Genomic DNA, 22,233 nt, shown 5'->3' with positions numbered 1-22,233 from the left:
ATTCAGACCTTGGGCAGGCGATTCGCCAGTTCGTCGTCGAACTGTTGCACCACCGCCGCACCCTTGAAGCTTTTCAAACCGTCCCGGATGCGGGGCAGCGCCGCCTGAAGATCGGCGGGCGTCTTGCAGCCCTCAGCGCGGATGGCCAGCGTCTCGCCCATGGGACCGAGCTGGTCGTTGATGAAACGCACCACCTGGCGGCGGGCTTCGCTGAAAGGCAGCGAGGGGACCGCAACAGCAAGCTCCACCGGCACGGGCTGCGACACCTCCGGCTGGAAGGCAGCCGGGTCAGGCACCGGTGCCGCGGGTGCAACGACCAGCTTGGGCAAGCCGTCGGCACCGACCACCTCGATCCACCCGGCGGCCAGCAGTTCCTCGAGCGAATGGGCGGCGGTGGCCTCTCCACCCGTGAGCTTTTCAAATTCGGCGAGGTTGCGTTTTCCGTCCACCATGATCAGCAGCGAACGCAGGCGCGGCCCAAGCCCGGCGGGCCGGGTGGTGAGCGCTTCGCGTCCTGCCACGGTCTTGCCAAACAATGTGTTTTTGTCCATGTCTTCCCCAACTGTGGGGGGTAATGTAGGACACCCATCCCCGACACGGCTAGGGGTTTTCATCCCGGCGGGTGCGATTTCCCACACAGACGGCGTTGAAGCGCAACAACGACGAAGCTCAGGCTGGGCGTTCGCGAAGATCCACCACGCGCTTCGCCTTGCCCTGACTGCGCTCCACGCCTCCTTCGGGCTTGAGCTCCACGGCCACGCTGCTGCCCACGTACACCTTCACCTCGTGCTGCAACTGCTTGGCCGCGGCACGCGCCTCGATGCTCTCTGGCGACAGACCGCAACGCGTCTCGACCACCACGGTCAGGTTGTCCATCGGGCCTTCGCGCGTCAGCACGCACTGGTAATGCGCGCTGAGCTCGGGGCGCTTCAAGATCAGCTCCTCGATCTGCGTGGGGAACACGTTGACGCCGCGCACGATCATCATGTCGTCGCTGCGCCCGGTGATCTTTTCCATGCGGCGCATGGTGCGCGCGGTACCGGGCAGCAGGCGCGTGAGGTCGCGTGTGCGGTAACGGATGATCGGCAGCGCTTCCTTGGTCAGGCTGGTGAACACCAGTTCACCCATCTCGCCATCGGCCACCGGCTCACCGGTCTCGGGATCGATGATCTCGGGGTAGAAATGGTCTTCCCAGATGGTCGGGCCGTCCTTGGTTTCCACGCACTCGTTGGCCACACCGGGCCCCATCACTTCCGAGAGGCCGTAGATGTCGACCGCGTCGATGTTCATGCGCGCTTCGATCGCCAGGCGCATGTCGTTGGTCCAGGGCTCGGCGCCGAAGATGCCGATGCGCATGCTGCTCTGGCGCGGGTCGATGCCCTGCCGCTCGAACTCATCGGCGATCGCCAGCATGTAGCTCGGTGTCACCATGATGATGTCGGGCTTGAAGTCCTGGATCAGCTGCACTTGGCGCTCCGTCTGGCCACCACCGAAAGGCACCACGGTGAGCCCGAGTTTCTCGGCGCCGTAGTGCGCGCCCAGGCCGCCGGTGAACAGGCCGTAGCCGTAGCTCACATGCACCAGGTCACCGGGGCGCGCACCGCTGGCGCGGATGCTGCGCGCCACCACGGTGGCCCAGGTGTCGATGTCCTTGAGCGTGTAGCCCACCACCGTGGGTTTTCCCGTGGTGCCGCTGCTGGCGTGGATGCGCGCGCACTGCTCGCGCGGCACCGCGAACATGCCGAACGGGTAGCTGTCGCGCAAATCCTTCTTGGTGGTGAAAGGAAACCTGGCGAGATCGCTCAGGCTGCGGCAGTCGTCCGGGTGCACACCCGCCGCATCGAATTTGGAGCGGTAGACGGGTGAGTTCGCATAGGCATGGCGCAGCGTGGCCCGCAGGCGCTTGAGCTGCAAGGCGCGCAGCTCGTCGACGCTGGCCTTTTCAATCGGCTCCAGGGGAAAGCTTTTCATGACTGCCCTTCTTCGGAAAACACCGTCCCGGGAATCTGTGCGCTCTTGCCGCGAAACATCGCCACCACCTCACCGCGCTGGTTGATCACCCGCATGTCGTAGATGCCGTGGCGGCCCGAGAGCGTTTGCTCAACACCCTCGCAGGTGAGCACATCACCGGCGTGCGCAGGGCGCAGGAACTCGATGCTGCAGCCTGCGGCCACGGCGTTCCTGTTGTGGCTGTTGCAGGCAAACGCAAAGGTGGAGTCGGCCAGGGTGAAGATGAAGCCGCCGTGGCAGATCTGGTGGCCGTTGAGGTGCAGAGCCTGCACGGCCATGCGGATGACAGCGCGGCCCGGCTCGCAGCTGAGCAGTTCCATGCCCATGGTGTCTTTGCTGGCGGTGTCGACCGCGAACATGGTCTCGCCGACTTTTTTTGCCTTGTCCTGGGGAGACATCATTCGCCCTTGAACTGTGCCGGACGCTTCTCGCGGAACGCCATCACGCCTTCGATGTAGTCGTGCGTCTTGCCCAGCGCCGACTGGGTGTCGCGCTCCACATCGAGCTGCTGGCTCAAGGTGCGCGTGGAGGCGTCGCGCAACAGCGCGCGCGTGGCCACCAGCGCCCGGGTCGGCATGGCGGCGAGCCTGGTGGCCAGGGCCAGCGAGGCGCCCACGCAGTCCTCGCTCACGTCCCAGATCATTCCCCACTCCTTGGCCTGCGCGGCCGGCAGCTTGTCGCCCGTCAGGGCCAGGGCCATGGCGCGCGCCAGGCCCAGACGCTCGACCAGCAACCAGCTGCCCCCGGCATCCGGCACGAGGCCGATCTTGCTGAAGGCCTGGATGAAGCTCGCGCCGGTGGCGGCGATCGCGATGTCGCAGCACATGGCCAGCGACGCGCCCGCGCCCGCCGCCACGCCGTTGACCGCCGCGATGGTCGGCATGCGCAAGCCCTGCAGGCGCCGCGCGGTGGGATTGAAAGCCTGCTCGATCACCGGGCCGGGGTCGGCGCGCTGCACCAGGTCCGGACCGGGCTCGAAGTCGAACTCGGCCAGGTCGGCCCCGGCGCAGAAGCCACGCCCGGCGCCGGTGATGACCAGCGCGCGCACCACCGGGTTGGCCTCGGCACGGTCCAGCGCGGCCCACAGGTCGCGGTGCATCTGGCGGGTGAAACTGTTGAGCGCATCGGGCCGGTTGAGCGTGACCAGGGCCGCGGCCCCACGCTCTTCATACAAGACGGTGGCTTCAGGCATGGCGGTGGGTCTCCTCGACTGGCGGTGGTTGTTCGGCGGTGCAATTTACCATTAACCAACCAATCGGTCGGCTAATGTTTTCCCTCGGTACCGGCCGCTATAGTGGACAGCTTTCCAACCAACATCGACACCCGAGGAGACCCCATGACCGCCACCGCCCCACCCGAATGCATCACCGTCCGCACCGAAGGTCGGGTGGGCATCATCACGCTCAACCGCCCCAAGCAGCTCAACGCACTCAACAACCAGCTCATGGACGAGCTGGGTGCTGCGCTGAAGGCGTTTGATGCCGATGACGACATCGGCTGCATGATCCTGACCGGCAGCGAAAAGGCCTTTGCCGCCGGTGCCGACATCGGCGCCATGGCCAGCTACACCTTTGCCGACGTCTACAAGGGCGACTACATCACGCGCAACTGGGAAACCATCCGCAGCATCCGCAAGCCCGTGATCGGCGCGGTCAGCGGCTTCGCGCTGGGCGGTGGTTGCGAACTGGCCATGATGTGCGACTTCATCATCGCGGCCGACAACGCAAAATTTGGTCAGCCCGAGATCAAGCTGGGCATCATTCCCGGCGCGGGCGGCACGCAACGCCTGCCGCGCGCGGTCGGCAAGTCCAAAGCCATGGACATGGTGCTCACCGCCCGCATGATGGACGCCGAAGAAGCCGAGCGCGCGGGCCTGGTGAGCCGCGTGGTGCCGCTGGACAAGCTGATGGACGAAGCGCTGGGCGCGGCACTCATCATCTGCGGCTTCTCGCTGCCCAGCGTGATGGCGGCCAAGGAGTCGGTGAACCGCGCGTTCGAGGGCTCGCTGTCCGACGGCGTGATGTTCGAGCGCCGCATCTTCCACGCGCTGTTTGCCACCGCCGACCAGAAGGAAGGCATGGATGCCTTCGTGAACAAGCGCAAGGCCGAGTTCAAGCACCAATGAGCGGCAACACGCGGTAACACCCGCCCCGAGGAGGCGGGCCTATAAGGGGGGCTCCCACGACACACAAGGAGACCCCCATGACCACCCGCCGCCATTTCATCTGGCTCTTGCCCGCGTCAGGCGCAGCCCTGTTGTCGGCCTGCTCCGAATCGGCACCACCCCCCAGTGCCACCGCTCCGGAAGGCGCCCCTGCATCGTCGGCGGAGTACCCGGTGCCGGCTCCAGCACCGGAAGTGGCACAGACCCCGGCGACCACCGGTCCCATGCTTGAAGCCTCCGACCCCACCGCGGTGGCGCTGGGCTACGTGGCGGTTGCCGCCCATGCCGACAAATCCAAATTTCCCAACTTCGTGGAAGGCAGCGCCTGTTCCAATTGCACGCTGTACCAAGGCGCCATCGGCTCCCAAGCCGGTCCTTGCCCACTGTTTGCGGGCAAGCAGGTGGCCGCCGCCGGCTGGTGCGCTTCATACGCCAGAAAGGCGACCTGAACGCCTGATTCTGGCGCGTGGCGCGCCCAAGGCCGGGGATGTTTTGAGCTACAATCCCGCCTCGTTGGTGATATAGCTCAGTTGGTTAGAGCGCAGCATTCATAATGCTGATGTCGGTGGTTCAAGTCCACCTATCACCACCAACAATTCAAGAAGCGGGCTCTGGCAACAGGGCCCGCTTTTTTCATTCCAATTTTCTGAAGCGTGAGCCCGTGCCCACCAGAGACACCAAGGGTCCGGCTACGCCGGCCCAAGGTGTCGCCCCCTTGAGGGGGTGGCGCCGGAGGCGACGCGGGGGAGTACTCCGAATATGGCCATCAAGTCCACCATCTTCAAGGCAAACCTGCAGATCGCCGACATCGATCACAGCTACTACGCCGACCACGCGCTCACCCTGGCCCGCCACCCGAGCGAGACCGACGAACGCATGATGGTGCGCCTGGTGGCCCTGGCCATCCACGCCCACGAGCTGCAGGACACCTGCCGCGGCGACGGCACGCTGGCCTTCGGCACGGGCCTGTCCGACCCGGACGACCCGGACGTCTCGCTGACCGACTTCACCGGCCGCAAGCGCCTGTGGATCGAGGTCGGCCAGCCCGAGGACAAACCCCTGGCCAAAGCCTGCAGCAAGGCCGACGCGGTGGTGCTCTACGCCTTTGGCAGCGCGGCAGACGTGTGGTGGCGCGGCATCGCGACCAAGTTGACCCGCCTTGAGCGGCTGCAGGTCTGGCGCCTGCCCACCGAGGTGGCGCCCGCCCTGGCCCAGATGGCCGAGCGCAGCATGCAGTTGCAGGCCACCTTGCAAGAGGGTGTGCTCACGCTCTCCAGCGAACGCGGCAGCGTGGCCATCGAGCCGATCCGCTGGAAGTGAGCGCAGGCGTTGCGCGAGTGCGTGAGACAATCGCGTCCCCGTTTCCAACAGCCTCTGGACACACACCATGAACCGCTGCTCACCCGCCTTCTGCGCCAGCACCCTCGCTGCGCTCCTGATCGCACTGCCCCTGTCGGCCCAGGCCCAGTCAGGCACGCGCGACTTCCCCGCCAAAGCCCTGCGCGGCACCCTGGTGGTGGTGCAGCCGCCCAACGTCACCATGGACGACCGGGAGACACGGCTGTCGCCGGGCGCGCGCATCCACAACACCAACAACACACTGGTGCTGTCCGCTTCGCTGCTGAACCAGAAACTGGTGGTGAACTACACCGTGGACCTGCGCGACCAGATCCAGAATGTGTGGATCCTCACCGAGGCCGAGGCCAAAGAAAAGCGCGCTGGCTTCGGCGTGCAACGCAACTTCGTGTTCGAGTCGCTGCAGCCCAAGCCGGCCGCCACTTCCAACTGAAGCACCGCCGCCGCGGGCCCGTGTGGCCGCCGGTGGTCACCCGATCCCCTCACCCTATTTGCGCCCAGCGCGGGCACCGGCATTGTTGGCGCCGGTGCCACAGGAGCCTTCCATGAGCAAAAAAGTTTTCATCAAGACCTTCGGCTGCCAGATGAACGAGTACGACTCGGACAAGATGGCCGACGTGATGCACGCGGCGCAAGGCTACGAGCCCACCCAGGATGTGGAGGAAGCCGATCTGATCCTGTTCAACACCTGCTCGGTGCGCGAGAAGGCGCAGGAGAAGGTGTTCAGCGACCTCGGGCGTGTGAAGCATCTCAAGGACAAGGGCGTGCTGATCGGTGTGGGCGGCTGCGTGGCGAGCCAGGAAGGCGCCGAGATCATCAAGCGCGCGCCTTACGTGGACGTGGTGTTCGGCCCGCAGACGCTGCACCGCCTGCCCGAGCTGCTGAACCAGCGCGCGCGTCTGGCGGTGCCGCAGGTTGACATCAGCTTTCCCGAGATCGAGAAGTTCGACCACCTGCCACCGGCCAAGGTCGACGGTGGCTCGGCCTATGTCTCCATCATGGAAGGCTGCTCCAAGTACTGCAGCTACTGCGTGGTGCCGTACACGCGTGGCGAAGAGGTGAGCCGTCCATTCGATGACGTGCTGGTGGAAGTGGCGGGCCTGGCCGACCAGGGCGTGAAAGAGGTGACGCTGCTGGGCCAGAACGTCAATGCCTACCGGGGCGCGATGGGCGACAGCGGGGACATCGCCGACTTCGCGCTGCTGCTCGAATACGTGGCCGAGATCCCGGGCATTGAGCGCCTGCGCTTCACCACCAGCCACCCCAACGAATTCACGCCGCGCCTGATCGAGGCCTACGGCAAGATCCCCCAACTGGTGAACCACCTGCACCTGCCGGTGCAGCACGGCAGCGACCGCATCCTCATGGCCATGAAGCGCGGCTACACCGCCATGGAATTCAAGAGCACGGTGCGCAAGCTGCGCGCGATTCGCCCCGAGCTGGTGATGAGCAGCGACTTCATCGTCGGCTTCCCCGGCGAGACCGACGATGACTTCGACAAGATGATGAAGCTCATCACCGACGTGCGCTTCGACACCAGCTTCAGCTTCATCTTCAGCCCCCGCCCGGGCACGCCCGCGGCCAATCTGGCGGACGACACGCCGTACGCTGTGAAGCTCAAGCGCCTGCAGCACCTGCAGGCCACGATCGAGGAGAACGTGCGCCGCATCAGCGCCAGCCGTGAAGGCACGGTGCAGCGGATCCTGGTCGAGGGCGCGTCGCGCCGCTCCAGCACCGACGTGCCCGAACTCATGGGCCGCACCGAGTGCAACCGCATCGTCAACTTCCCCGGTGGCCCGCTGGCCGAGCGTCTGGTGGGTCAGATGATCGATGTGCGAATCACGGAGGCGCGGCCGCATTCGCTGAGAGCCGAAGTGCTCACCGCTGAAGTCGCACTGGGCACCTGATCCCGCCGTCACTTGTGAGATCGCTGCGCTTTTCATTTCCGCAACTGCTGCTGGTCGCGTTCCTGCTGATCGGCTTGTTGCTGGGCGCGGCCGCCCTGCGCGCGCTGTTTTCGCTGGAGGCCTTGATGGCCCAGAGCCGCGAGAGTGCCGCCCAGGCGATTGCACTGTCCACCGCGGCCCAGTCGCTGTCCGAACGCAGCCTGACCATGGAGCGTGCCGCGCGCCAGTCGCTGGTGCTGCGCGACAACCAGCTGCGCCAGCGCTTCACCGAAGCGGCCGGCAACGCACGCGACATCCTCAAGCGGCTGGAGGACAACGAACTGCCGGCCGAGTTCTCCACCAACTGGCTGGAGCAACTGACCGTCGTCACCGGACTGCTTGACGGTCCACCGGAGACCGCACTGGACCGGGAGCGCGAAGTGGCGCGGGCCTTCCGCGAAATCGACGGGCACAGCGCCTCGATCGCGCAGAAGGTGCAGTCCATCATCGGCACGCGCAACGAGACGCTGCAGGCACGCTTCGAGACCAGCCGCCAGGAACTCACGCAGCAGGTGCTGGGCTCCATCGCCGTGGCCGCCGTGATGGCGCTGGGCTTCGGCTTGTGGCTGGCCCGCCCGTTCAAACGGATCGAAAGGGCCATTCAAGGTTTGGGCGAAAACCGGCTCGACGTGCCGATCGACATCGCCGGGCCATCCGACGTGCGCCGCGTGAGCCAGCAACTGGACTGGCTGCGGCTGCGTCTGACCGAGCTCGATGCCGACAAGGCGCGTTTTCTGCGACACATCTCGCACGAACTCAAGACACCGCTGGCCTCCCTGCACGAAGGTGTGGCGGTGCTGGGCGACGGTGTGGCCGGCGCGCTCAACCCCAACCAGGCCGAGGTGGTCAACATCCTGCAGCACAACACCCTGATGCTGCAGCACCAGATCGAAGCGCTGCTGCGCTTCAACGCGGCGGCGTTCGAGGCGCGACAGCTCAAGCGCGAACAGACCGATCTGATGGCCTTGCTGGAAGACCAGATCGACGCCCAGCGCCTGCACTGGCAGGCATTGGGGCTGACCGTGCGCGCCGAGGGCGGGCCGGTGTTTTTGCCGGTTGACCGCGAGAAGATCGCCTCGGCCGTGGGCAACCTGCTGTCCAACGCCATCCGTTTCTCACCCCACGGCGGCGTGATCCGCCTCGTGCTGCTGGACCTGCCCGGACGCGCCAGCCTGGACATCATCGACCAGGGCCCCGGCGTGGCCGATGCCGACCGCGACCGCATCTTTGAGCCCTTCTACCGGGGCGAACGCCAGCCTCAAGGCGCCGTGCGTGGCACCGGCATCGGCTTGTCCATCGTGCACGAGTACATTGTTGCCCACGGTGGCCGCATCAACCTGCTGCCCCAGCGCCAAGGCGCCCATTTCCGTATCGAACTTCCCCATGCGAATTAGTATTTCCGCTGTTCCGATAGCGCTCCTGGTCAGCGCTTGCGGCACCACGCCACCACCGCCGGCCCAGGCGTCCGTGACCACCATGATCACCACGCCAGCGTCCGCGTCAGTGCCCCAGATTCTGGTGGTCACACCGGTGCAGGCGCCCTCGGTCACCTCGCCCGAGGCCCTGAACACCCAGGCCCCGCCCTTGCCCGATGTGGTCACGGCCCTGCTCACCTACTCGGAGCGCCTGCGCCAGCTCAACACCAACGACCTCGCCGCCGAAATCGCGGTGCAGGGCGACCCGGGCAATGCGCCGCTGCGGCAGATGCAGCTGGCCCTGGCCCTGATGCACATGCCCCAGGCGGCCGACACGGCGCGCGCGCTGGGCCTGGTGCAACGGGTGGTGGGCAGCGCGGCGCCCGAGGCCACACCGCTCAAGCCACTGGCGCGTTTGCTGGCCCACCAGCTGGTGGAGCAACGCCGGCTGGAAGACAGCCTGGAACGGCAGGGTCACCAACTGCGCGAAAACCAGCGCCGCATCGACCAGCTCAACGAGCGCCTGGAAGCCATGCGCGCGATCGAACGCAGCCTGACCACCCGCCCGCCTGCACCGGTTCGCCCCCCCGTCGCCCCATGAGCGCAGTGTGCAACACAGAGGTTGATGCATGACCTTGAACACGCCACGCGCGCGCCTGCTGGTCGTCGACGACGACGCCGACATGCTGCGCCTGCTGGCGATGCGCCTGGGCTCGGCTGGCTACCACGTCACCTCGGTCGGCTCGGCCGAAGCGGCGCTCAGCCAGCTCGACATCGAGCGACCGCAACTCGTGCTCTCCGACGTGCGCCTGCCCGGGAAAGACGGGCTGGCGCTGTTCGATGAAATCCGCAAGCGCCATCCCTCGCTGCCGGTCATCCTGCTGACCGCGCACGGCACCATTCCCGACGCGGTGGAGGCCACGGCGCGCGGCGTCTTCACCTACCTCACCAAGCCCTATGACGCCAAGGAGCTGCTGGAGAAGATCGCGCAGGCCCTGGCGCTCGGCGCGCCGGCCAGCGACAACACACGGGTGGACGAGGCCTGGCGCAAAGAGGTCGTGAGCCGCTCCAACCGCATGGCCGACCTGCTGGCCGAAGCGCGCATGGTGGCCCAGTCCGATGCCAGCGTGCTGCTGCGGGGCGACTCCGGCACCGGCAAGGAAATGCTCGCGCGCGCCATCCACAAGGCCAGTGCGCGCGCCAACAAGCCCTTCATCGCGGTGAACTGCGGCGCTATCCCCGAAGCCCTGCTCGAATCCGAACTGTTCGGTCACATGAAGGGCGCCTTCACCGACGCCGTGGCCAACCACAAGGGTCTGTTCCAGGCGGCCGACGGCGGCACGCTGCTGCTCGACGAAATCGGTGACATGCCGCCGGCCCTGCAGGTCAAGCTGCTGCGCGTGCTGCAGGAGCGCGCGGTGCGCCCGCTGGGTTCGAGCCAGTCGCTGCCGGTGGACGTGCGCATCATCTCGGCCACCCACCGCGACCTGGAAGAGGCAATGGCCACGGCCCAGTTCCGCGAAGACCTGTACTACCGGCTCAACGTGGTCACGCTCACCCTACCCACACTGGCCGAGCGGCGCGAAGACATTCCGCTGCTGGCCAACCATTTCCTGGCCAAACTGGCCGCCAAGTACGGCAAACGCAGCTCGGGGTTTGCGCCCGAGGCGCTCAAGGCGCTGACCATGTCCGCCTGGCCGGGCAACGTGCGCCAGCTCTACAACGTGGTCGAACAGGTCTGCGCTCTGTCCACCACGCCGTTGGTGTCGCTGGCTCTGGTGCAGCGCGCGTTGCGCACGCCCTCGGTGGAGGTGCTGAGCTTTGCCGACGCCAAGCAGCGTTTCGAGCGCGACTACCTGGTGGGCCTGCTCAAGTTGACCGACGGCAACGTGGCCGACGCGGCCCGCCTGGCGCAGCGCAACCGCACCGAGTTCTACCGATTGCTGCAAAAACACGCCCTGACGCCGGGCCTCTTCAAAAGCGACGCCACACCGGGGTCGTCGGGCGTGCCCGGAGACCCTGTCGCCGATGAGTGACAAGCTTCATCCCTTGTTCTCTAAGGCGTTTTTAAAAAGCGCCGTGCTAGTTGTCGCTGTTTGACGACAAAAACGCAGGTTTGAGACGCCCTCAGGGCCACCTGGCGGCCTGAGAAAAGACGCTTTCGCTCCAAGCGCTTGATTTGACTGCGTTTTTTCAACCTGGCACAGGGTTTGCCCTTATCCGGGTATGCCCCATCCGATTCGTCCTGCCCAAGCCCTCCGGCGCCCCCGCGCTGCGGTCGTGCTCGGCGCCCTCCTGGCCCTGCTCTGCGGGGCGTCAGCCCAGGCCCAGCGCTTCGACTGGGACAGCGTGACCCAGTTGGCCAAAACCCGCGCCGCAGAGCCGGTGCGCGCAAACAGCGACAAGCTGCCCGCCGACTTGGCCAACATCACCTACGACCAGCTGCGCGACATCCGCTTCAAACCCGCCCAGTCCGTCTGGCGTGCCGAGGCCCTGCCTTTCGAGGCCCAGTTCTTCCACCTTGGCCTGTACCAGACCGAGCCGGTGCGCATCCACGAAATCAAGCCCGATGGCTCGGTGCGCCACCTGCCCTACCGCGGTGCCGACTTCGACTACGGCAAGAACACCTTTGACCCCGCGCCCTGGGGTGACCTGGGCCACGCAGGCTTTCGCCTGCATTACCCGCTCAACGGCCAAGCCTACAAGGACGAACTGGTGGTGTTCCAGGGCGCCAGCTACTTCCGCGCACTCGGCAACGGCCAGCAGTACGGCCTGTCGGCCCGCGGCCTGGCCATCGACACCGCAGGCGGCGCCGGCGAGGAGTTCCCCCGCTTCTCCGAGTTCTGGCTGCAGCGCCCGGCCGCCGGTGCAACCGAGGTCACCGTGCTGGCCCTGCTCGAATCGAAGCGAGCCACGGGTGCCTACCGCTTCGTGATCCGCCCCGGCCAGCAAACCACCACCACGGTCAACGCCCGCGTCTTCCTGCGTCCCGGTGCCGGTCCGGTGAACACACTGGGCATCGCACCGCTGACCAGCATGTTCCTCTCGGGCGAGAACCAGCCCCTGGCCCGCGACTTCCGCCCCGAGGTGCACGACTCCGACGGTCTGATGATGGTCACCGGCGAAGGCGAATGGCTGTGGCGCCCGCTGCAACGGCCGAAGGCCGTCACGGTCAGCTCGTTCACCATGCAGAACCCGCGCGGCTTCGGCCTCATGCAGCGCGACCGCAGCTTCGCCAGCTATGAAGACGTGGAAGCGCGCTACGAGCGCCGCCCGAGCGCCTGGATCAAGCCGCTGGGCGACTGGGGCCCCGGCCGCGTCGAACTGGTGCAGCTGCCCGCGCCCGACGAGACGCACGACAACATCGTGGCGTACTGGGTGCCCGCCGCCCTGCCCGCACCGGGCCAGCCACTGGAAGTGGCTTACGAACTGGCCTGGCAGGGCGAAGCGCAGCAGCGCCCGCCATCGAGCTGGGTGACCCAGAGCCGCCGAGGCTATGGCTACACCAAGCTGAGTGCCGAAGAACAGGGCCGCCAGCCGCAGTACCTCATCGATTTCAGCGGCCCCGCACTGAACGCGCTGCCGGCCGACGCCACGGTCAAAGCCGTGGTCAGCGCCAACGCCAACGGCCGCGTGCTCCAGACCCTGGCCTACCCCAACCCCGCCACGCGCTCCTGGCGCGTGACCGTGCGCGTCGAGCGCATCGATGCGACGCAGCCCGTGGAGCTGCGCGCATACCTCCAACACAACAACGACACCGTGAGTGAAACATGGACACATCTGCTGTTACCCGAATGAACACTTCCACGAAACCCACCCAGACCCACCGCAGCGTGCTGCGTGAAGAGCGCCACCCGAACGCGGTGACCGCACCACCGCTCAACCGCGGCTCCATGGTGCCGCGCCCCTGGCGCGGTTTCTGGAACAGCATCGGCACTGCGCTGCTGAGCACGGCCAGCCGTGTCCTGCCACCGTACTCGTCGTCGGCACAGGTCCACGCCAGGCCTGCGCCCGAGGCCTGGGAAACGGCGGCCAACCGCCGCCGCATGGTGTTCGTGTTGCTCACCGTGCTGAGCACGGCGTTTGCCACCAGCCTGTTTGCCAACGCCCAGCCCGAACACGACAACGTGTGGCTGCAAGTCGGCCAGCTGGCGCTCTTCGGTCTGCTCTCGGCCTGGGTCGTCACCGGTTTCGTGACCGCGCTCATGGGCTTTTGGGTCTCGCTGCGCGGTGACGCGCACACCCTCTCGGCCGCCGCGGTGCGCAACGATCCGATGAACCCGGACGCGCGCACGGCGATCATCATGCCGATCTGCAACGAAGACGTGGCCACCGTGTTCGCCGGCCTGCGCGCCACCTGCGAGTCGCTCGCCGCCACCGGCCACGCGCGCCAGTTCGACGTGTTCGTGCTCTCCGACAGCTACGACCCGGCGATTGCCGCGGCCGAAAAATCCGCCTGGGAAGCCCTGCGCGCCGCGCTCGCCGCCCAGCCCGAGCTGCCGCAGATCGAGGTCTACTACCGCCTGCGCACGCGCCGCACCCACCGCAAGGCCGGCAACGTGGCCGACTTCTGCCGCCGCTGGGGCAAGGACTACCGCTACATGGTGGTGCTCGACGCCGACAGCGTCATGAGCGGCAGCTGCATCGTCTCCATGGTCAAGCTGATGGAAGCCCACCCCAAGGCCGGCATCGTGCAGACCGCCACGCAGGCCATCGGCCACGCCACGCTGCATGCGCGCGCGCAGCAGTTCGGCTCGCGCGTCACCGGTCGCCTGTTCACGCTGGGCATGCAGTTCTGGCAGCTCGGCGAGTCGCACTACTGGGGCCACAACGCGATCATCCGCGTCGAACCCTTCATGAAGCATTGCGCGCTGGCCCCGATCAAGGGCACAGGCGGCATGTCCGGCGGCATCATGTCGCACGACTTCGTCGAAGCCGCGCTGATGCGCCGCGCCGGCTACCAGGTGTGGCTGGTCTCCGACCTCACCGGCAGCTACGAACAGCAGCCGCCTGACTTGTTGAGCGAACTGCAGCGCGACCGCCGCTGGTGCCAAGGCAACCTGCAGAACTCGCGCCTGATGGCCGAGCCCGGCATCCACCGCGTGCACCGCACCATGTTTGCCATCGGAGCGATGTCCTACCTGTCGGCCCCGCTGTGGCTGGCCTTCCTGACCATCGGCACCGCCCTGTGGGCCGCCGACTCCAGCGCCATCCCCAGCTGGCAAGCCGTGCCCGAAGAGTTGCGCGCCCTGTGGATGTGGACGCTGACCATGCTGTTCATGCCGCGCGTGCTCGGTCTGCTGGCGGTGTTCATGAAGGGCGAGCAGAAATCGTTCGGCGGCACCGCCGGCCTGTTGGGCAGCTCCGTGGTGGAAACCGTGATGGCCCTGCTGCAGGCGCCCATCCGCATGCTGGCGCACTCGCTGTTCGTGCTGGTGGCCATCACCGGCCTGAAGCTGGAGTGGAAGTCGCCCCCACGGGAAGCCAATGGCGTGACCTGGCGCGATGCCCTGGCCCGACTGGCGCCCATGTCGGTGGTGATCGGCCTGTTGGGTCTGGGTGCGGCCGCGATCAACGCGAACGCGCTGATCTGGCTCGCCCCGGTGGCCCTGCCGCTGCTGCTGTCCGTGCCCATGACCGTGGCCACCAGCCACGTGGACCTCGGCGCGTGGATGCGTTCGCGCGGCGTGCTGCTGATCCCCGAAGAATCGTGGTCACCCGCCGTGCTGCGCCGTGCCTGGCGCCACGCCAGCCGGTTTGCTTTGACTTGAAGCACCCCCCGCGTCGCCTTCGGCGCCACCCCCCTCGAGGGGGCAACACCTTGGGCCGGCAGAGCCGGACCCTCGTTGTTTCTGGAATGCATTACCTCTTCTGATGCGGATCTCGCTTCGGCTAGGTGAGCAGGCTCCAACCAAAATCCGCTGTCAGGCTCGCCTCAGCCACGCCATCCAGACGCCGCCCAGCTGGTTCACCACCAGGCCCATCAGCACCAAGCCTGTACCCAGCCACTGCTGGGCCAGCGGCAGTTCGTCGAAAAACATCCACGCCGACCACAGCCCCACCACCGGCACCAGCAGTGAAAACGGCGTGACGCGCCCGGCCGGGTGACGCTTGAGCAGGCGCGTCCACAGGCTGTAGGCCAGCAACGTGGCCAGCCAGGCGAGGAAGAGCACCGCAAGGAACGCTGGCAGGTCCATGCCCGCCACCTGTTGCAGCACGGTCTGCGGCCCGTCCATCCACAGCGCCAGTGCCACAAACGGCGCGATGGGGAACACGCTGCTCCAGACGATGAAAGGGAACGGGTCGTAATCGGCCACGCGGCTGGCCAGGCGTGCCACCAGGTTGGACACCGCCCACATGAACGCGGCCCCGAGCGTGAGCACAAAGCCGGCGAGCGTCATCTGCCCCGGGCCCTCGCCGTGCGCGGTGGCGATCAGCACCAAGCCGCACAGCGCCACCACCAGCCCCAGCCCTTGAGAAAAGCGCGCGCGTTCGCCCAGCACCGGCACCGCCAGCAGCAGCGTGAAAAAGGCCTGCGTCTGCATGACCACCGACGCCATGCCCACGGTCATGCCCATCTGCAAACCCAGGAACAGAAAACCGAACTGGCCCAGGCCCTGCGCCAGTCCATAAGCAGCCACGTAGCGCCAGGGCAGCTTGGGAAACTTCACGAACAGCAGGAAGGGGAGCGCGGCCATGGCAAAACGCAGGGCGCCCAGCAGCATGGGGCCGATGCCCTGCAGGCCGACCTTCATCACCACAAAGTTCAGGCCCCAGATCACCACCACCGCGAGCGCGCGCAGCAGGTCGCCACGGGACAGGGGAATCACGTTCACGGCGCGGCCCTCACGCTGCGGCCCTGCGCGGCGCGCGCGGCCACGAACGCCTCAAAGGCTTCGGCGCTGGTCTTGCGCGGTGTGTAGCCGAAGCGTTCCTTCAGCGCGGTGTTGAGCAGCACGGGGCGGTAGCGCAGAAAGTCAAGTTGCTCCGGCCCATAGCGGCTGATGCCCAGCGCCGAGCCCAAGCGCAGCGCCGCGCGCAGCAGGCCGGCGGGCAACACGCGCGGTTTCTTGTTGAGACGCTGCGCGATCTCGAACAGCGTGAGCGCGCCGTCGCCCGCGAGGTTGTAGCAACCCGGCAGGCCGCGGCCGCTGATCGCGTGCACGATGGCGCCGGTCACGTCCTCGTCCCACACGAACACGAAGGGGCTGTCGCTGCCCTGGATGGCGAGGATGCGCCGCTTCTCGAACAGCGCGGTGATCTGGTTGTCCACCCGCTCGCCCAGGATGGTGCCGATGCGCAGCACGGTCTGGTGCAACTCGGGGTGGGCGGCGCGCGTCCTGGCCAACATCTCCTCGACCAGCCGTTTGTGGTGCGCGTAGGCAAACACCTCGTTGCCGCGCAGTGGGTGGTCTTCGGTCAACCAGGCCGGGTTGTCGGCGTGGTAGCCGTAGGCCGCGCCGCTGCTGGAGACCACCAGGTGGTCCACCCGGTGCGCCAGGCAGGCCCGGATCACGTTGCGCGTGCCGCCCACATCCACCGAGTGTTCGAACGCGCGGTTCGAGCCTTTGCCCGGCGTGACGATGGAGGCCAGGTGCACCACGGTGTCGATGCCATGCAGGGCCACGGTGTTGGCCAGCGAGGCCGAGCGCACGTCCTGCATCACATAGGTCACGCGCGGCAGGCGGCGCTCGAGCGGCACCTCGCGCACGTCCACCGCCACGAGGTGCTGGATGTAGGTGTCTTGCGCGAGCACTTCGATCAGGCCGCGCCCGAGAAAGCCGTCGGCGCCCGTGACCAGCACGCGCCGGGCGGCCGGCGCTTTCGCTGTGTCTGCCGTCATGAGCGAGGCCCGGCAGACGCCACGGGCAAGCCGCCCTGCAGCGGTCGTTTCGACCACCAGCCCGCCAGGATCAGGCCGGCGATGATGTCCCAGAAGCCCCAGACGCCGGCCACCACCGCCATGCCGCCCAGGCCACCGAAGAAGCTGAAGATGATGACCAGGCCCAGGCCCGCGTTGCGGATGCCCACCTCGATGGAAAGCGCACGGCGGTCGTAGTCGGACAGGCCGGCGGCGCGCGCGATCGCGTAGCCGGTGCCGAAGGCCAGCGCGTCGTGGATCACCACCGCCAGCAGCACCAGGCCCACGTAGTCCAGGAAGTAGCGCCAGTTGCCCGCGATCGCGCCCACGATGAAGGCAATGAGCGCCACGAAGCTCAGGATGCGCACCGGTTTCTTGAAGCGCTTGGTCCAGTTCGGAAAGCGGTGCGCGCACCAGATGCCCAGCACGAAGGGCACGCCGATGATGAGCAGGATGTGGCCGAACATCTCCAGCGGGTCCAGCGCGATGGTCTTGAGCAGCGGCGCGGCGGTCGGGTGGATGCCGCCCCAGAAGGCGAAGTTCAGCGGCATGGCGACGATGGCGATGGCGTTGGACACCGCCGTCATCGACACGCTGAGCGCCACGTTGCCGTTGGCGCGGTGGGTGAGGATGTTGCTCACGTTGCCGGGCGGGCAGCAGGCCACCAGGATCATGCCCAGCGCGATGCTCGGGCCGGGCTGCAGCAGCAATGTGAGCACGAAGGTGATGGCCGGCAGAGCGATGAACTGCGCCACGATGCCCACCGTGAACGCCAGCGGCATGCGCGAGACGCGGCGGAAGTCCTCGATGCGCGTGTCCAGCGCGATGCCGAACATGAGGAAGGCGAGCACCGCGTTGAGCACGGCCAGCGAAGCCGGGTTGAAGTTCAGGCGTATTTCGTCCACGGGCAGCATGGGGATCTCCTGTTGTTGTCGTTGGGGTCAGGCCAGGGCCTCGGCCGCCTGACGCACCGCGGTGCGGTAGGCGTCCTTGTTCACGTAGTAGGCCATGCGCTCGAGCTGCAGGTATTTGTAGCCACCCGAGAGATCGGGTGGCGGGCCCGCCTTGGCGGCGTTGAGTGCGGCGGCGCTCGCATTGCCTTCGTCCAGCCCCTTGAAGTAGCGCGCCACCAGCTCGGCCTGCTCGTAGCGACCCTGCCAGCCCAGGCCGCTGGCCTCGACCATGCCGAGCACGGCCAGGCGGTCGAAGCGCGGCGCGAAGATATTCAGGTAGAGCCGCGGTGCCATGCCCTGCCAGTTGAGCAGCGCGTGGTCGAGGAAGGGGTAGTGCAGCTTGTAGCCGGTGGCCGCGAGGACCAGGTCGTAGTCGCGCGCGCTACCGTCCTTGAAGTGCACGGTGTGGCCGACGAAGCGCGCGATGTCGGCGCGCACGCCCACGTCGCCATGGCCGACGTGGTACAGGATGAGCGAGTTCACCACCGGGTGTGACTCGTACATCTTGTAGGCCGGCTTGGGGAAACCGAAACGCACCGGGTCGCCGGTGAACCACTTCAGGACGGTGCTGTCGATCTTCTGCTTGAGCCAGGGCGGTAGCGTGATCTTGCCGCCGATGCAATCGGCCGGCTTGCCGAACACGTACTTGGGCACGAAGTAATAGCCGCGCCGCACCGAGATGTCCACGCTGCGCGCCTGGTGCACCGCGTCGATCGCGATGTCACAGCCCGAATTTCCCGCACCCACGATGAGCACGCGCTTGTCGCGGAACTGGTCGGCTTGCTTGTAGGCCGAGGTGTGCAGCAACTCGCCGGCAAAGTGGCCTTCGAAGGCCGGCATGTTGGGCTCGGCCAGCGTGCCGTTGGCCACCACCACGCCCTTGTAGTCGGCGGTGATCTGCTGGCCATGGGCGTCCTGGGTGGTCACGCGCCACAGCGTGTCGGGGGCATCGCTCACCGGCTCGACCTTCAGCACGCGCGTGCTGAATCGGTAGTGCTCGCGCAGCTGGAAGTGGTCGGCAAAGGCGCTGAAGTAATCGAGCAGTTCGCGGTGACTGGGGTAGTCGGCCACGTGTTCGCGCATCGGGAATTCGCTGAACTCCGTCATGCGCTTGCTGGAGATCAGGTGCGCCGAGGCGTACACGGTGGAGCGCGGGTTGTGGATGTTCCACAGGCCGCCCACGTCGGTGTGGGCCTCGAAACCCTGGAAGGCGATGCCGTGTTTCTGCAGGCAGCGTGCGCCGGCCAGGCCCGAGGGGCCGGCGCCGATGAGGGCGATCTGTTGGGTGGTGTTCATGGTTTCTTGATACCGGGGATGTCGGTGGCGCCGGGTTCACCCACACGGGGCTTGCGGGGCTGGCCGAGCAGGATGCGGTCGTGCAGCCGCGCGGGCAGCAGGGCGAGTGCGCGCGAGAGCCAGCCGATGCGCCGCGGCAGCACGATGTGTTCGGTGCCGGCGGCCACGCCCGCGAGCAGCCGGCGCGCGGCCTCGTCGGGTTCGAGCAGACCGGGCATGGCGAAGCGGTTGCCGGCAGTGAGCGCGGTGCGCAGGTAGCCCGGGCTGATGGTGTGCACCGAGAGCGCCGTGGGCCGCAGCTCGGCGCGCAGGCTTTGCAGGTAGGCGATCAGGCCGGCCTTGCTCGCGCAGTACGCGCCGTTGCCCGGCATGCCGCGCCAGCCCGCCAGGCTGGCCACACCCACCAGCGCACCGCGTTGGCCGCTGGCGCGCATGGGTTCCAGAAAGGGCTGGAACGTGGTGGCCACGCCGAGCAGGTTGATCTCCAGCATGCGGCGCAGCACGGTCAGGTCGCTCGCCTGCGCGGTGTCGAAGCCGCCGGCCACGCCCGCGTTGGCGATCACGAGGTCGGGGGCGCCGAAGCGGCCCATCCAGTCGGCGGCCATGGCCTGCATCGCGGCGGCGTCGGACACGTCGGGTTGGTAGATCTCGCAGCGGTCCGGTGCCAGCGCGGCGAGCGCCTCCAGCTCGGACCGCCGCAGCCCGACCAATGCCACGCGCGCCCCACCCGCCAGTAGCTCGCGAGACAGCGCCTGCCCCAGGCCGCCGCAGGCCCCCGTGACCACGGCGTTGTGAAAAATCGAACCTCTCAAACCCCGGTCTCCTCAATCTGTGTTGTGCAGGCAATGTAGGCGGCACTAGAATAAATCTCGAAATATTTGAATGATCCGTCTCATTTTTCGAGATATGACAGACACGCCGGCCGAAAACGACAGCAGCCCGGGCCTGCGCCTCATGGAGCTGCTGGATGTGCTGGCGCGTCAGGACACACCGCAGGCGCTGCCCGATGTGGTGGCCTTGACCGGCTGGCCCAAGCCCACGGCGCACCGGATGTTGACGCAGCTGGAGGCCGGTGGCTGGCTCGTGCGCGAACCCGATGGTCGCCACTTTGCGCTGGCGCCTCGCCTGCTGCGTTTGTCTGAAGCAGCGCTCAGCAGCAGCGCGCTGCAAGGCGTGCGCCACGCGGTGCTGCGCCAACTGGTGAGCGAGGTCGGCGAGAGCTGCAACCTCACCGCGATGTCGGGCGCCGACGTGGTCTACCTGGACCGCGTGGAGTCCGCCTTTCCGCTGCGGCTGGAACTGCGCCCGGGCACGCGCGTGCCGGTGCATTGCTCGGCCAGCGGCAAACTGTTTCTCGCCTGGATGGGTGCGCGACAGCGCCGCACACTGCTCGACGGCCTGCCACTCACACGCTACACCGCCAGCACCTTGACCGAACGCGGGGCGCTGCAAGCCGAGCTGGACACCATCCGCCGCGATGGCCACGCAGTGGACGCCGAGGAGTTCGTCGAAGGTCTGGTGTGCGTGGCGGTGCCGGTGTTTGCACCAGGCCAGCGCACGGTGCGCTGCGCGCTGGCCTTGCAGGCGCCGGCCGCGCGCATGACGCTGGCGCAGGCCCGGTCGCAGTTGCCGCGCCTGCAAGCGGCGGCTCATGCGCTGGCGCGCACGCTGGGCTGAGCCAGCCGCGTCCGTTCAGTACAGCGTGTCGCGCTGGCGCGCGGGCAGCGCTCGGTCGTAGGCCACGCCGTCGATGGCGTCGTGCGTCAGGGCCGCGAGCACCTGGCCGGCGCTGGGCACCTGCGCGGGATCGTGCGATTCCCACAAGCGGGAGCGCTTCATGGCCCGCGCGCACTGGAAGAACACCGTCTCCACGGTGATCACCAACACGCACCGCGGCGGCTTGCCGTCCATGGCCAGGCGCTGCAGCAAGTCGGGCGCCACCGATATGCGCGCGCGGCCGTTCACACGCACCGTCTCGCCCACGCCGGGTATGAAAAAAAGCAGCGCCACGCGCGGGTCGGCCAGGATGTTCTTCAGACTGTCCACGCGGTTGTTGCCGGCGCGCTCGGGCAGCAGCAAGGTGTGTTCGTCCAGTACCGTTACCAGGCCGGGCGGGTCACCGCGCGGCGAGGCGTCCAGGCCATCGGGCCCGACAGTGGCGAGCACCGCGAAAGGCGACGCTTCGATCCAGCGCTGGTAGACCGGGTGCAGGCGCGAGACTTCCTTGCGCACCGAGGCCTCGCCCACCGGGCCGAACAGCGACTGGAGCGACGCGAGGTCGTCGATGGTGTGGGGATCGGTGGGCACTGTCATGGGGTCAGCCCATGCCGGGCAGCTTGGGCATGCCCTTCATGCCCCCCATGCGTTTCATCATCTTCATCATGCCGCCGCCCTTCATCTTCTTCATCATGTCCTGCATCTGCTCGAACTCCTTGAGCAGGCGGTTGACTTCCTGCACCTGCACGCCGGCGCCGGCGGCGATGCGGCGCTTGCGCGTGGCCTTGATGATCTCGGGCTTGCGGCGCTCCTTGAACGTCATGCTGCAGATGATGCCTTCCTTGCGCTGGATGTCCTTCTCGGCGCGGCCCAGGTCGACCTGACCGGCTTTGGCGGCCATCGCGCTGGGCAGCTTGTCCATCAGGCTGGAGAGACCACCCATCTGTTTCATCTGACGGATCTGGTCCAGAAAATCGTTGAGGTCGAAGCCCTCACCACTCTTGACCTTGGCCGCGAGCTTCTGCGCTGCCGCCATGTCGACCCCGGCCGTGACCTGTTCGACCAGCGCCAGGATGTCGCCCATGCCCAGGATGCGTCCTGCGTGGCGCTCGGCGTCGAACACCTCCAGACCGTCGATCTTTTCCGACACGCCGGCGAACTTGATCGGCGCGCCGGTGATGGCGCGCACCGACAACGCCGCACCGCCGCGCGAGTCACCGTCGAGCTTGGTGAGGATGATGCCGGTCAGCGGCAGCGCGTCCTTGAAGGCCTTGGCGGTGTTGATCGCGTCCTGGCCCTGCATCGCGTCGACCACGAACAGCGTCTCCACCGGCTTGAGCACGGCGTGCAGTTCCTGGATCTCGCGCATCAGCGCCTCGTCGATCGCCAGGCGGCCCGCGGTGTCGACCAGCAGCACGTCGAAGTAGTGCTTGCGCGCGTAGTCGATCGCGGCGCGCGCGATGTCCACCGGCTTCTGGTCGGGCGTGCTCGGGAACCACTCGGCGCCGGCCTGCGC

General features: G+C 67.2%; 22 protein-coding genes and 1 tRNA gene. 12 read left to right on the top strand and 11 right to left on the bottom strand.

What is annotated here, in order from left to right; translation table 11 throughout:
- Positions 1 to 2: 2 nt before the first annotated feature.
- The 4 genes from IV113_RS23580 to IV113_RS23565 form a co-directional block, all read right to left on the bottom strand.
- Positions 3 to 551, bottom strand: coding sequence for a hypothetical protein (locus tag IV113_RS23580; RefSeq protein ID WP_291090441.1), 549 nt, complete (start codon positions 549 to 551; stop codon positions 3 to 5).
- Positions 552 to 669: 118 nt separating this feature from the next.
- Positions 670 to 1,971: a phenylacetate--CoA ligase PaaK gene (paaK, locus tag IV113_RS23575; protein WP_291090438.1), complete on the bottom strand. Its 1,302-nt coding sequence runs from the start codon at positions 1,969 to 1,971 to the stop codon at positions 670 to 672.
- Entirely contained in the window at positions 1,968 to 2,408 is a 441-nt protein-coding gene (gene paaI / locus IV113_RS23570; RefSeq protein ID WP_291090471.1) for a hydroxyphenylacetyl-CoA thioesterase PaaI, read from the bottom strand. The genes paaK and paaI overlap by 4 nt, the downstream gene beginning before the upstream one ends.
- Entirely contained in the window at positions 2,408 to 3,202 is a 795-nt protein-coding gene (locus IV113_RS23565) for an enoyl-CoA hydratase-related protein (protein WP_291090436.1), read from the bottom strand. Before IV113_RS23565 ends, paaI begins: the two co-directional genes overlap by 1 nt.
- Before the next feature lie 144 nt (positions 3,203 to 3,346).
- Between IV113_RS23565 and IV113_RS23560 the strand changes: the two genes are divergently transcribed.
- The 11 genes from IV113_RS23560 to mdoH all read left to right on the top strand — a co-directional run bounded on the left by IV113_RS23560 (position 3,347) and on the right by mdoH (position 14,662).
- Positions 3,347 to 4,135: an enoyl-CoA hydratase gene (locus IV113_RS23560; RefSeq protein ID WP_291090433.1), complete on the top strand. Its 789-nt coding sequence runs from the start codon at positions 3,347 to 3,349 to the stop codon at positions 4,133 to 4,135.
- 77 nt (positions 4,136 to 4,212) lie between these two features.
- On the top strand, positions 4,213 to 4,623 hold the full coding sequence (locus IV113_RS23555; protein WP_291090430.1) for a high-potential iron-sulfur protein: 411 nt from the start codon (positions 4,213 to 4,215) through the stop codon (positions 4,621 to 4,623).
- A 66-nt stretch (positions 4,624 to 4,689) separates the two neighbouring features.
- Positions 4,690 to 4,766, top strand: a tRNA-Met gene (locus tag IV113_RS23550).
- 167 nt (positions 4,767 to 4,933) lie between these two features.
- Positions 4,934 to 5,494, top strand: a complete 561-nt coding sequence (locus IV113_RS23545) for a YaeQ family protein (RefSeq protein WP_291090427.1) — start codon at positions 4,934 to 4,936, stop codon at positions 5,492 to 5,494.
- 67 nt (positions 5,495 to 5,561) lie between these two features.
- Positions 5,562 to 5,963, top strand: a complete 402-nt coding sequence (locus IV113_RS23540) for a hypothetical protein (protein WP_291090425.1) — start codon at positions 5,562 to 5,564, stop codon at positions 5,961 to 5,963.
- 112 nt (positions 5,964 to 6,075) lie between these two features.
- Positions 6,076 to 7,437, top strand: coding sequence for a tRNA (N6-isopentenyl adenosine(37)-C2)-methylthiotransferase MiaB (gene miaB, locus IV113_RS23535; RefSeq protein ID WP_291090422.1), 1,362 nt, complete (start codon positions 6,076 to 6,078; stop codon positions 7,435 to 7,437).
- 14 nt (positions 7,438 to 7,451) lie between these two features.
- Positions 7,452 to 8,870 carry an ATP-binding protein gene (locus IV113_RS23530; RefSeq protein ID WP_291090419.1) on the top strand — a complete coding sequence of 473 codons (1,419 nt, stop codon included), beginning with the start codon at positions 7,452 to 7,454 and terminating at the stop codon, positions 8,868 to 8,870.
- Positions 8,871 to 8,943: 73 nt separating this feature from the next.
- Positions 8,944 to 9,492: a hypothetical protein gene (locus IV113_RS23525; RefSeq protein WP_291090416.1), complete on the top strand. Its 549-nt coding sequence runs from the start codon at positions 8,944 to 8,946 to the stop codon at positions 9,490 to 9,492.
- A 28-nt stretch (positions 9,493 to 9,520) separates the two neighbouring features.
- On the top strand, positions 9,521 to 10,927 hold the full coding sequence (locus IV113_RS23520; protein ID WP_291090413.1) for a sigma 54-interacting transcriptional regulator: 1,407 nt from the start codon (positions 9,521 to 9,523) through the stop codon (positions 10,925 to 10,927).
- Between the two features lie 190 nt (positions 10,928 to 11,117).
- Entirely contained in the window at positions 11,118 to 12,689 is a 1,572-nt protein-coding gene (locus tag IV113_RS23515) for a glucan biosynthesis protein G (protein ID WP_291090410.1), read from the top strand.
- A complete protein-coding gene (gene mdoH / locus IV113_RS23510) occupies positions 12,686 to 14,662 on the top strand; it encodes a glucans biosynthesis glucosyltransferase MdoH (RefSeq protein WP_291090407.1) in 1,977 nt (658 codons plus the stop codon). The genes IV113_RS23515 and mdoH overlap by 4 nt, the downstream gene beginning before the upstream one ends.
- Positions 14,663 to 14,815: 153 nt before the next feature.
- On the opposite strand, the gene IV113_RS23505 is transcribed toward mdoH, so the two are convergent.
- Genes IV113_RS23505 through IV113_RS23485 form a run of 5 tightly spaced genes read right to left on the bottom strand, consistent with a single transcriptional unit; the run spans position 14,816 to position 19,813 of the window.
- On the bottom strand, positions 14,816 to 15,727 hold the full coding sequence (locus tag IV113_RS23505) for an EamA family transporter (RefSeq protein ID WP_291090404.1): 912 nt from the start codon (positions 15,725 to 15,727) through the stop codon (positions 14,816 to 14,818).
- Positions 15,724 to 16,734, bottom strand: a complete 1,011-nt coding sequence (locus IV113_RS23500; RefSeq protein ID WP_291090401.1) for an SDR family oxidoreductase — start codon at positions 16,732 to 16,734, stop codon at positions 15,724 to 15,726. Before IV113_RS23500 ends, IV113_RS23505 begins: the two co-directional genes overlap by 4 nt.
- Positions 16,731 to 17,666 (bottom strand): bile acid:sodium symporter family protein, encoded by a 936-nt coding sequence (locus tag IV113_RS23495; RefSeq protein ID WP_291090398.1) that lies wholly within the window; start codon positions 17,664 to 17,666, stop codon positions 16,731 to 16,733. Before IV113_RS23495 ends, IV113_RS23500 begins: the two co-directional genes overlap by 4 nt.
- A gap of 27 nt (positions 17,667 to 17,693) precedes the next feature.
- Positions 17,694 to 19,001, bottom strand: coding sequence for an NAD(P)-binding domain-containing protein (locus IV113_RS23490; protein ID WP_291090395.1), 1,308 nt, complete (start codon positions 18,999 to 19,001; stop codon positions 17,694 to 17,696).
- Positions 18,998 to 19,813, bottom strand: coding sequence for an SDR family oxidoreductase (locus IV113_RS23485; RefSeq protein ID WP_291090393.1), 816 nt, complete (start codon positions 19,811 to 19,813; stop codon positions 18,998 to 19,000). Before IV113_RS23485 ends, IV113_RS23490 begins: the two co-directional genes overlap by 4 nt.
- Before the next feature lie 70 nt (positions 19,814 to 19,883).
- Between IV113_RS23485 and IV113_RS23480 the strand changes: the two genes are divergently transcribed.
- Entirely contained in the window at positions 19,884 to 20,678 is a 795-nt protein-coding gene (locus IV113_RS23480) for an IclR family transcriptional regulator (RefSeq protein WP_291090391.1), read from the top strand.
- A gap of 15 nt (positions 20,679 to 20,693) precedes the next feature.
- Here IV113_RS23480 and IV113_RS23475 read toward each other — a convergent pair whose 3' ends face one another.
- Both IV113_RS23475 and IV113_RS23470 read right to left on the bottom strand, forming a co-directional pair.
- The gene (locus IV113_RS23475) at positions 20,694 to 21,314 is read right to left on the bottom strand and encodes a pyridoxamine 5'-phosphate oxidase family protein (protein ID WP_291090388.1); all 621 of its coding nucleotides are present in this window, start codon (positions 21,312 to 21,314) and stop codon (positions 20,694 to 20,696) included.
- 4 nt (positions 21,315 to 21,318) lie between these two features.
- On the bottom strand, positions 21,319 to 22,233 hold a 915-nt coding region (locus IV113_RS23470), incomplete at its 5' end, for a signal recognition particle protein (RefSeq protein WP_291090385.1).

Origin of the sequence: Hydrogenophaga sp., assembly GCF_018780385.1 — a bacterium.
Taxonomy (GTDB): domain Bacteria; phylum Pseudomonadota; class Gammaproteobacteria; order Burkholderiales; family Burkholderiaceae_C; genus Hydrogenophaga.
The sequence above is the reverse complement of the archived record's forward strand: the minus strand, read 5'-3'. Positions and strand labels throughout refer to the sequence as shown.

Excerpts from the sequence above, each read along its gene's own strand:
- IV113_RS23545 (WP_291090427.1), top strand. The coding sequence starts at position 4,934 with ATGGCCATCAAGTCCACCATCTTCAAGGCAAACCTGCAGATCGCCGAC.
- mdoH (WP_291090407.1), top strand. The coding sequence starts at position 12,686 with ATGAACACTTCCACGAAACCCACCCAGACCCACCGCAGCGTGCTGCGT.
- IV113_RS23555 (WP_291090430.1), top strand. The coding sequence starts at position 4,213 with ATGACCACCCGCCGCCATTTCATCTGGCTCTTGCCCGCGTCAGGCGCA.
- IV113_RS23480 (WP_291090391.1), top strand. The coding sequence starts at position 19,884 with ATGATCCGTCTCATTTTTCGAGATATGACAGACACGCCGGCCGAAAAC.
- IV113_RS23495 (WP_291090398.1), bottom strand. The coding sequence starts at position 17,666 with ATGCTGCCCGTGGACGAAATACGCCTGAACTTCAACCCGGCTTCGCTG.
- IV113_RS23515 (WP_291090410.1), top strand. The coding sequence starts at position 11,118 with ATGCCCCATCCGATTCGTCCTGCCCAAGCCCTCCGGCGCCCCCGCGCT.
- IV113_RS23500 (WP_291090401.1), bottom strand. The coding sequence starts at position 16,734 with ATGACGGCAGACACAGCGAAAGCGCCGGCCGCCCGGCGCGTGCTGGTC.
- IV113_RS23475 (WP_291090388.1), bottom strand. The coding sequence starts at position 21,314 with ATGACAGTGCCCACCGATCCCCACACCATCGACGACCTCGCGTCGCTC.
- IV113_RS23540 (WP_291090425.1), top strand. The coding sequence starts at position 5,562 with ATGAACCGCTGCTCACCCGCCTTCTGCGCCAGCACCCTCGCTGCGCTC.
- IV113_RS23580 (WP_291090441.1), bottom strand. The coding sequence starts at position 551 with ATGGACAAAAACACATTGTTTGGCAAGACCGTGGCAGGACGCGAAGCG.
- miaB (WP_291090422.1), top strand. The coding sequence starts at position 6,076 with ATGAGCAAAAAAGTTTTCATCAAGACCTTCGGCTGCCAGATGAACGAG.
- IV113_RS23490 (WP_291090395.1), bottom strand. The coding sequence starts at position 19,001 with ATGAACACCACCCAACAGATCGCCCTCATCGGCGCCGGCCCCTCGGGC.
- IV113_RS23520 (WP_291090413.1), top strand. The coding sequence starts at position 9,521 with ATGACCTTGAACACGCCACGCGCGCGCCTGCTGGTCGTCGACGACGAC.
- paaK (WP_291090438.1), bottom strand. The coding sequence starts at position 1,971 with ATGAAAAGCTTTCCCCTGGAGCCGATTGAAAAGGCCAGCGTCGACGAG.
- IV113_RS23565 (WP_291090436.1), bottom strand. The coding sequence starts at position 3,202 with ATGCCTGAAGCCACCGTCTTGTATGAAGAGCGTGGGGCCGCGGCCCTG.
- IV113_RS23560 (WP_291090433.1), top strand. The coding sequence starts at position 3,347 with ATGACCGCCACCGCCCCACCCGAATGCATCACCGTCCGCACCGAAGGT.
- paaI (WP_291090471.1), bottom strand. The coding sequence starts at position 2,408 with ATGTCTCCCCAGGACAAGGCAAAAAAAGTCGGCGAGACCATGTTCGCG.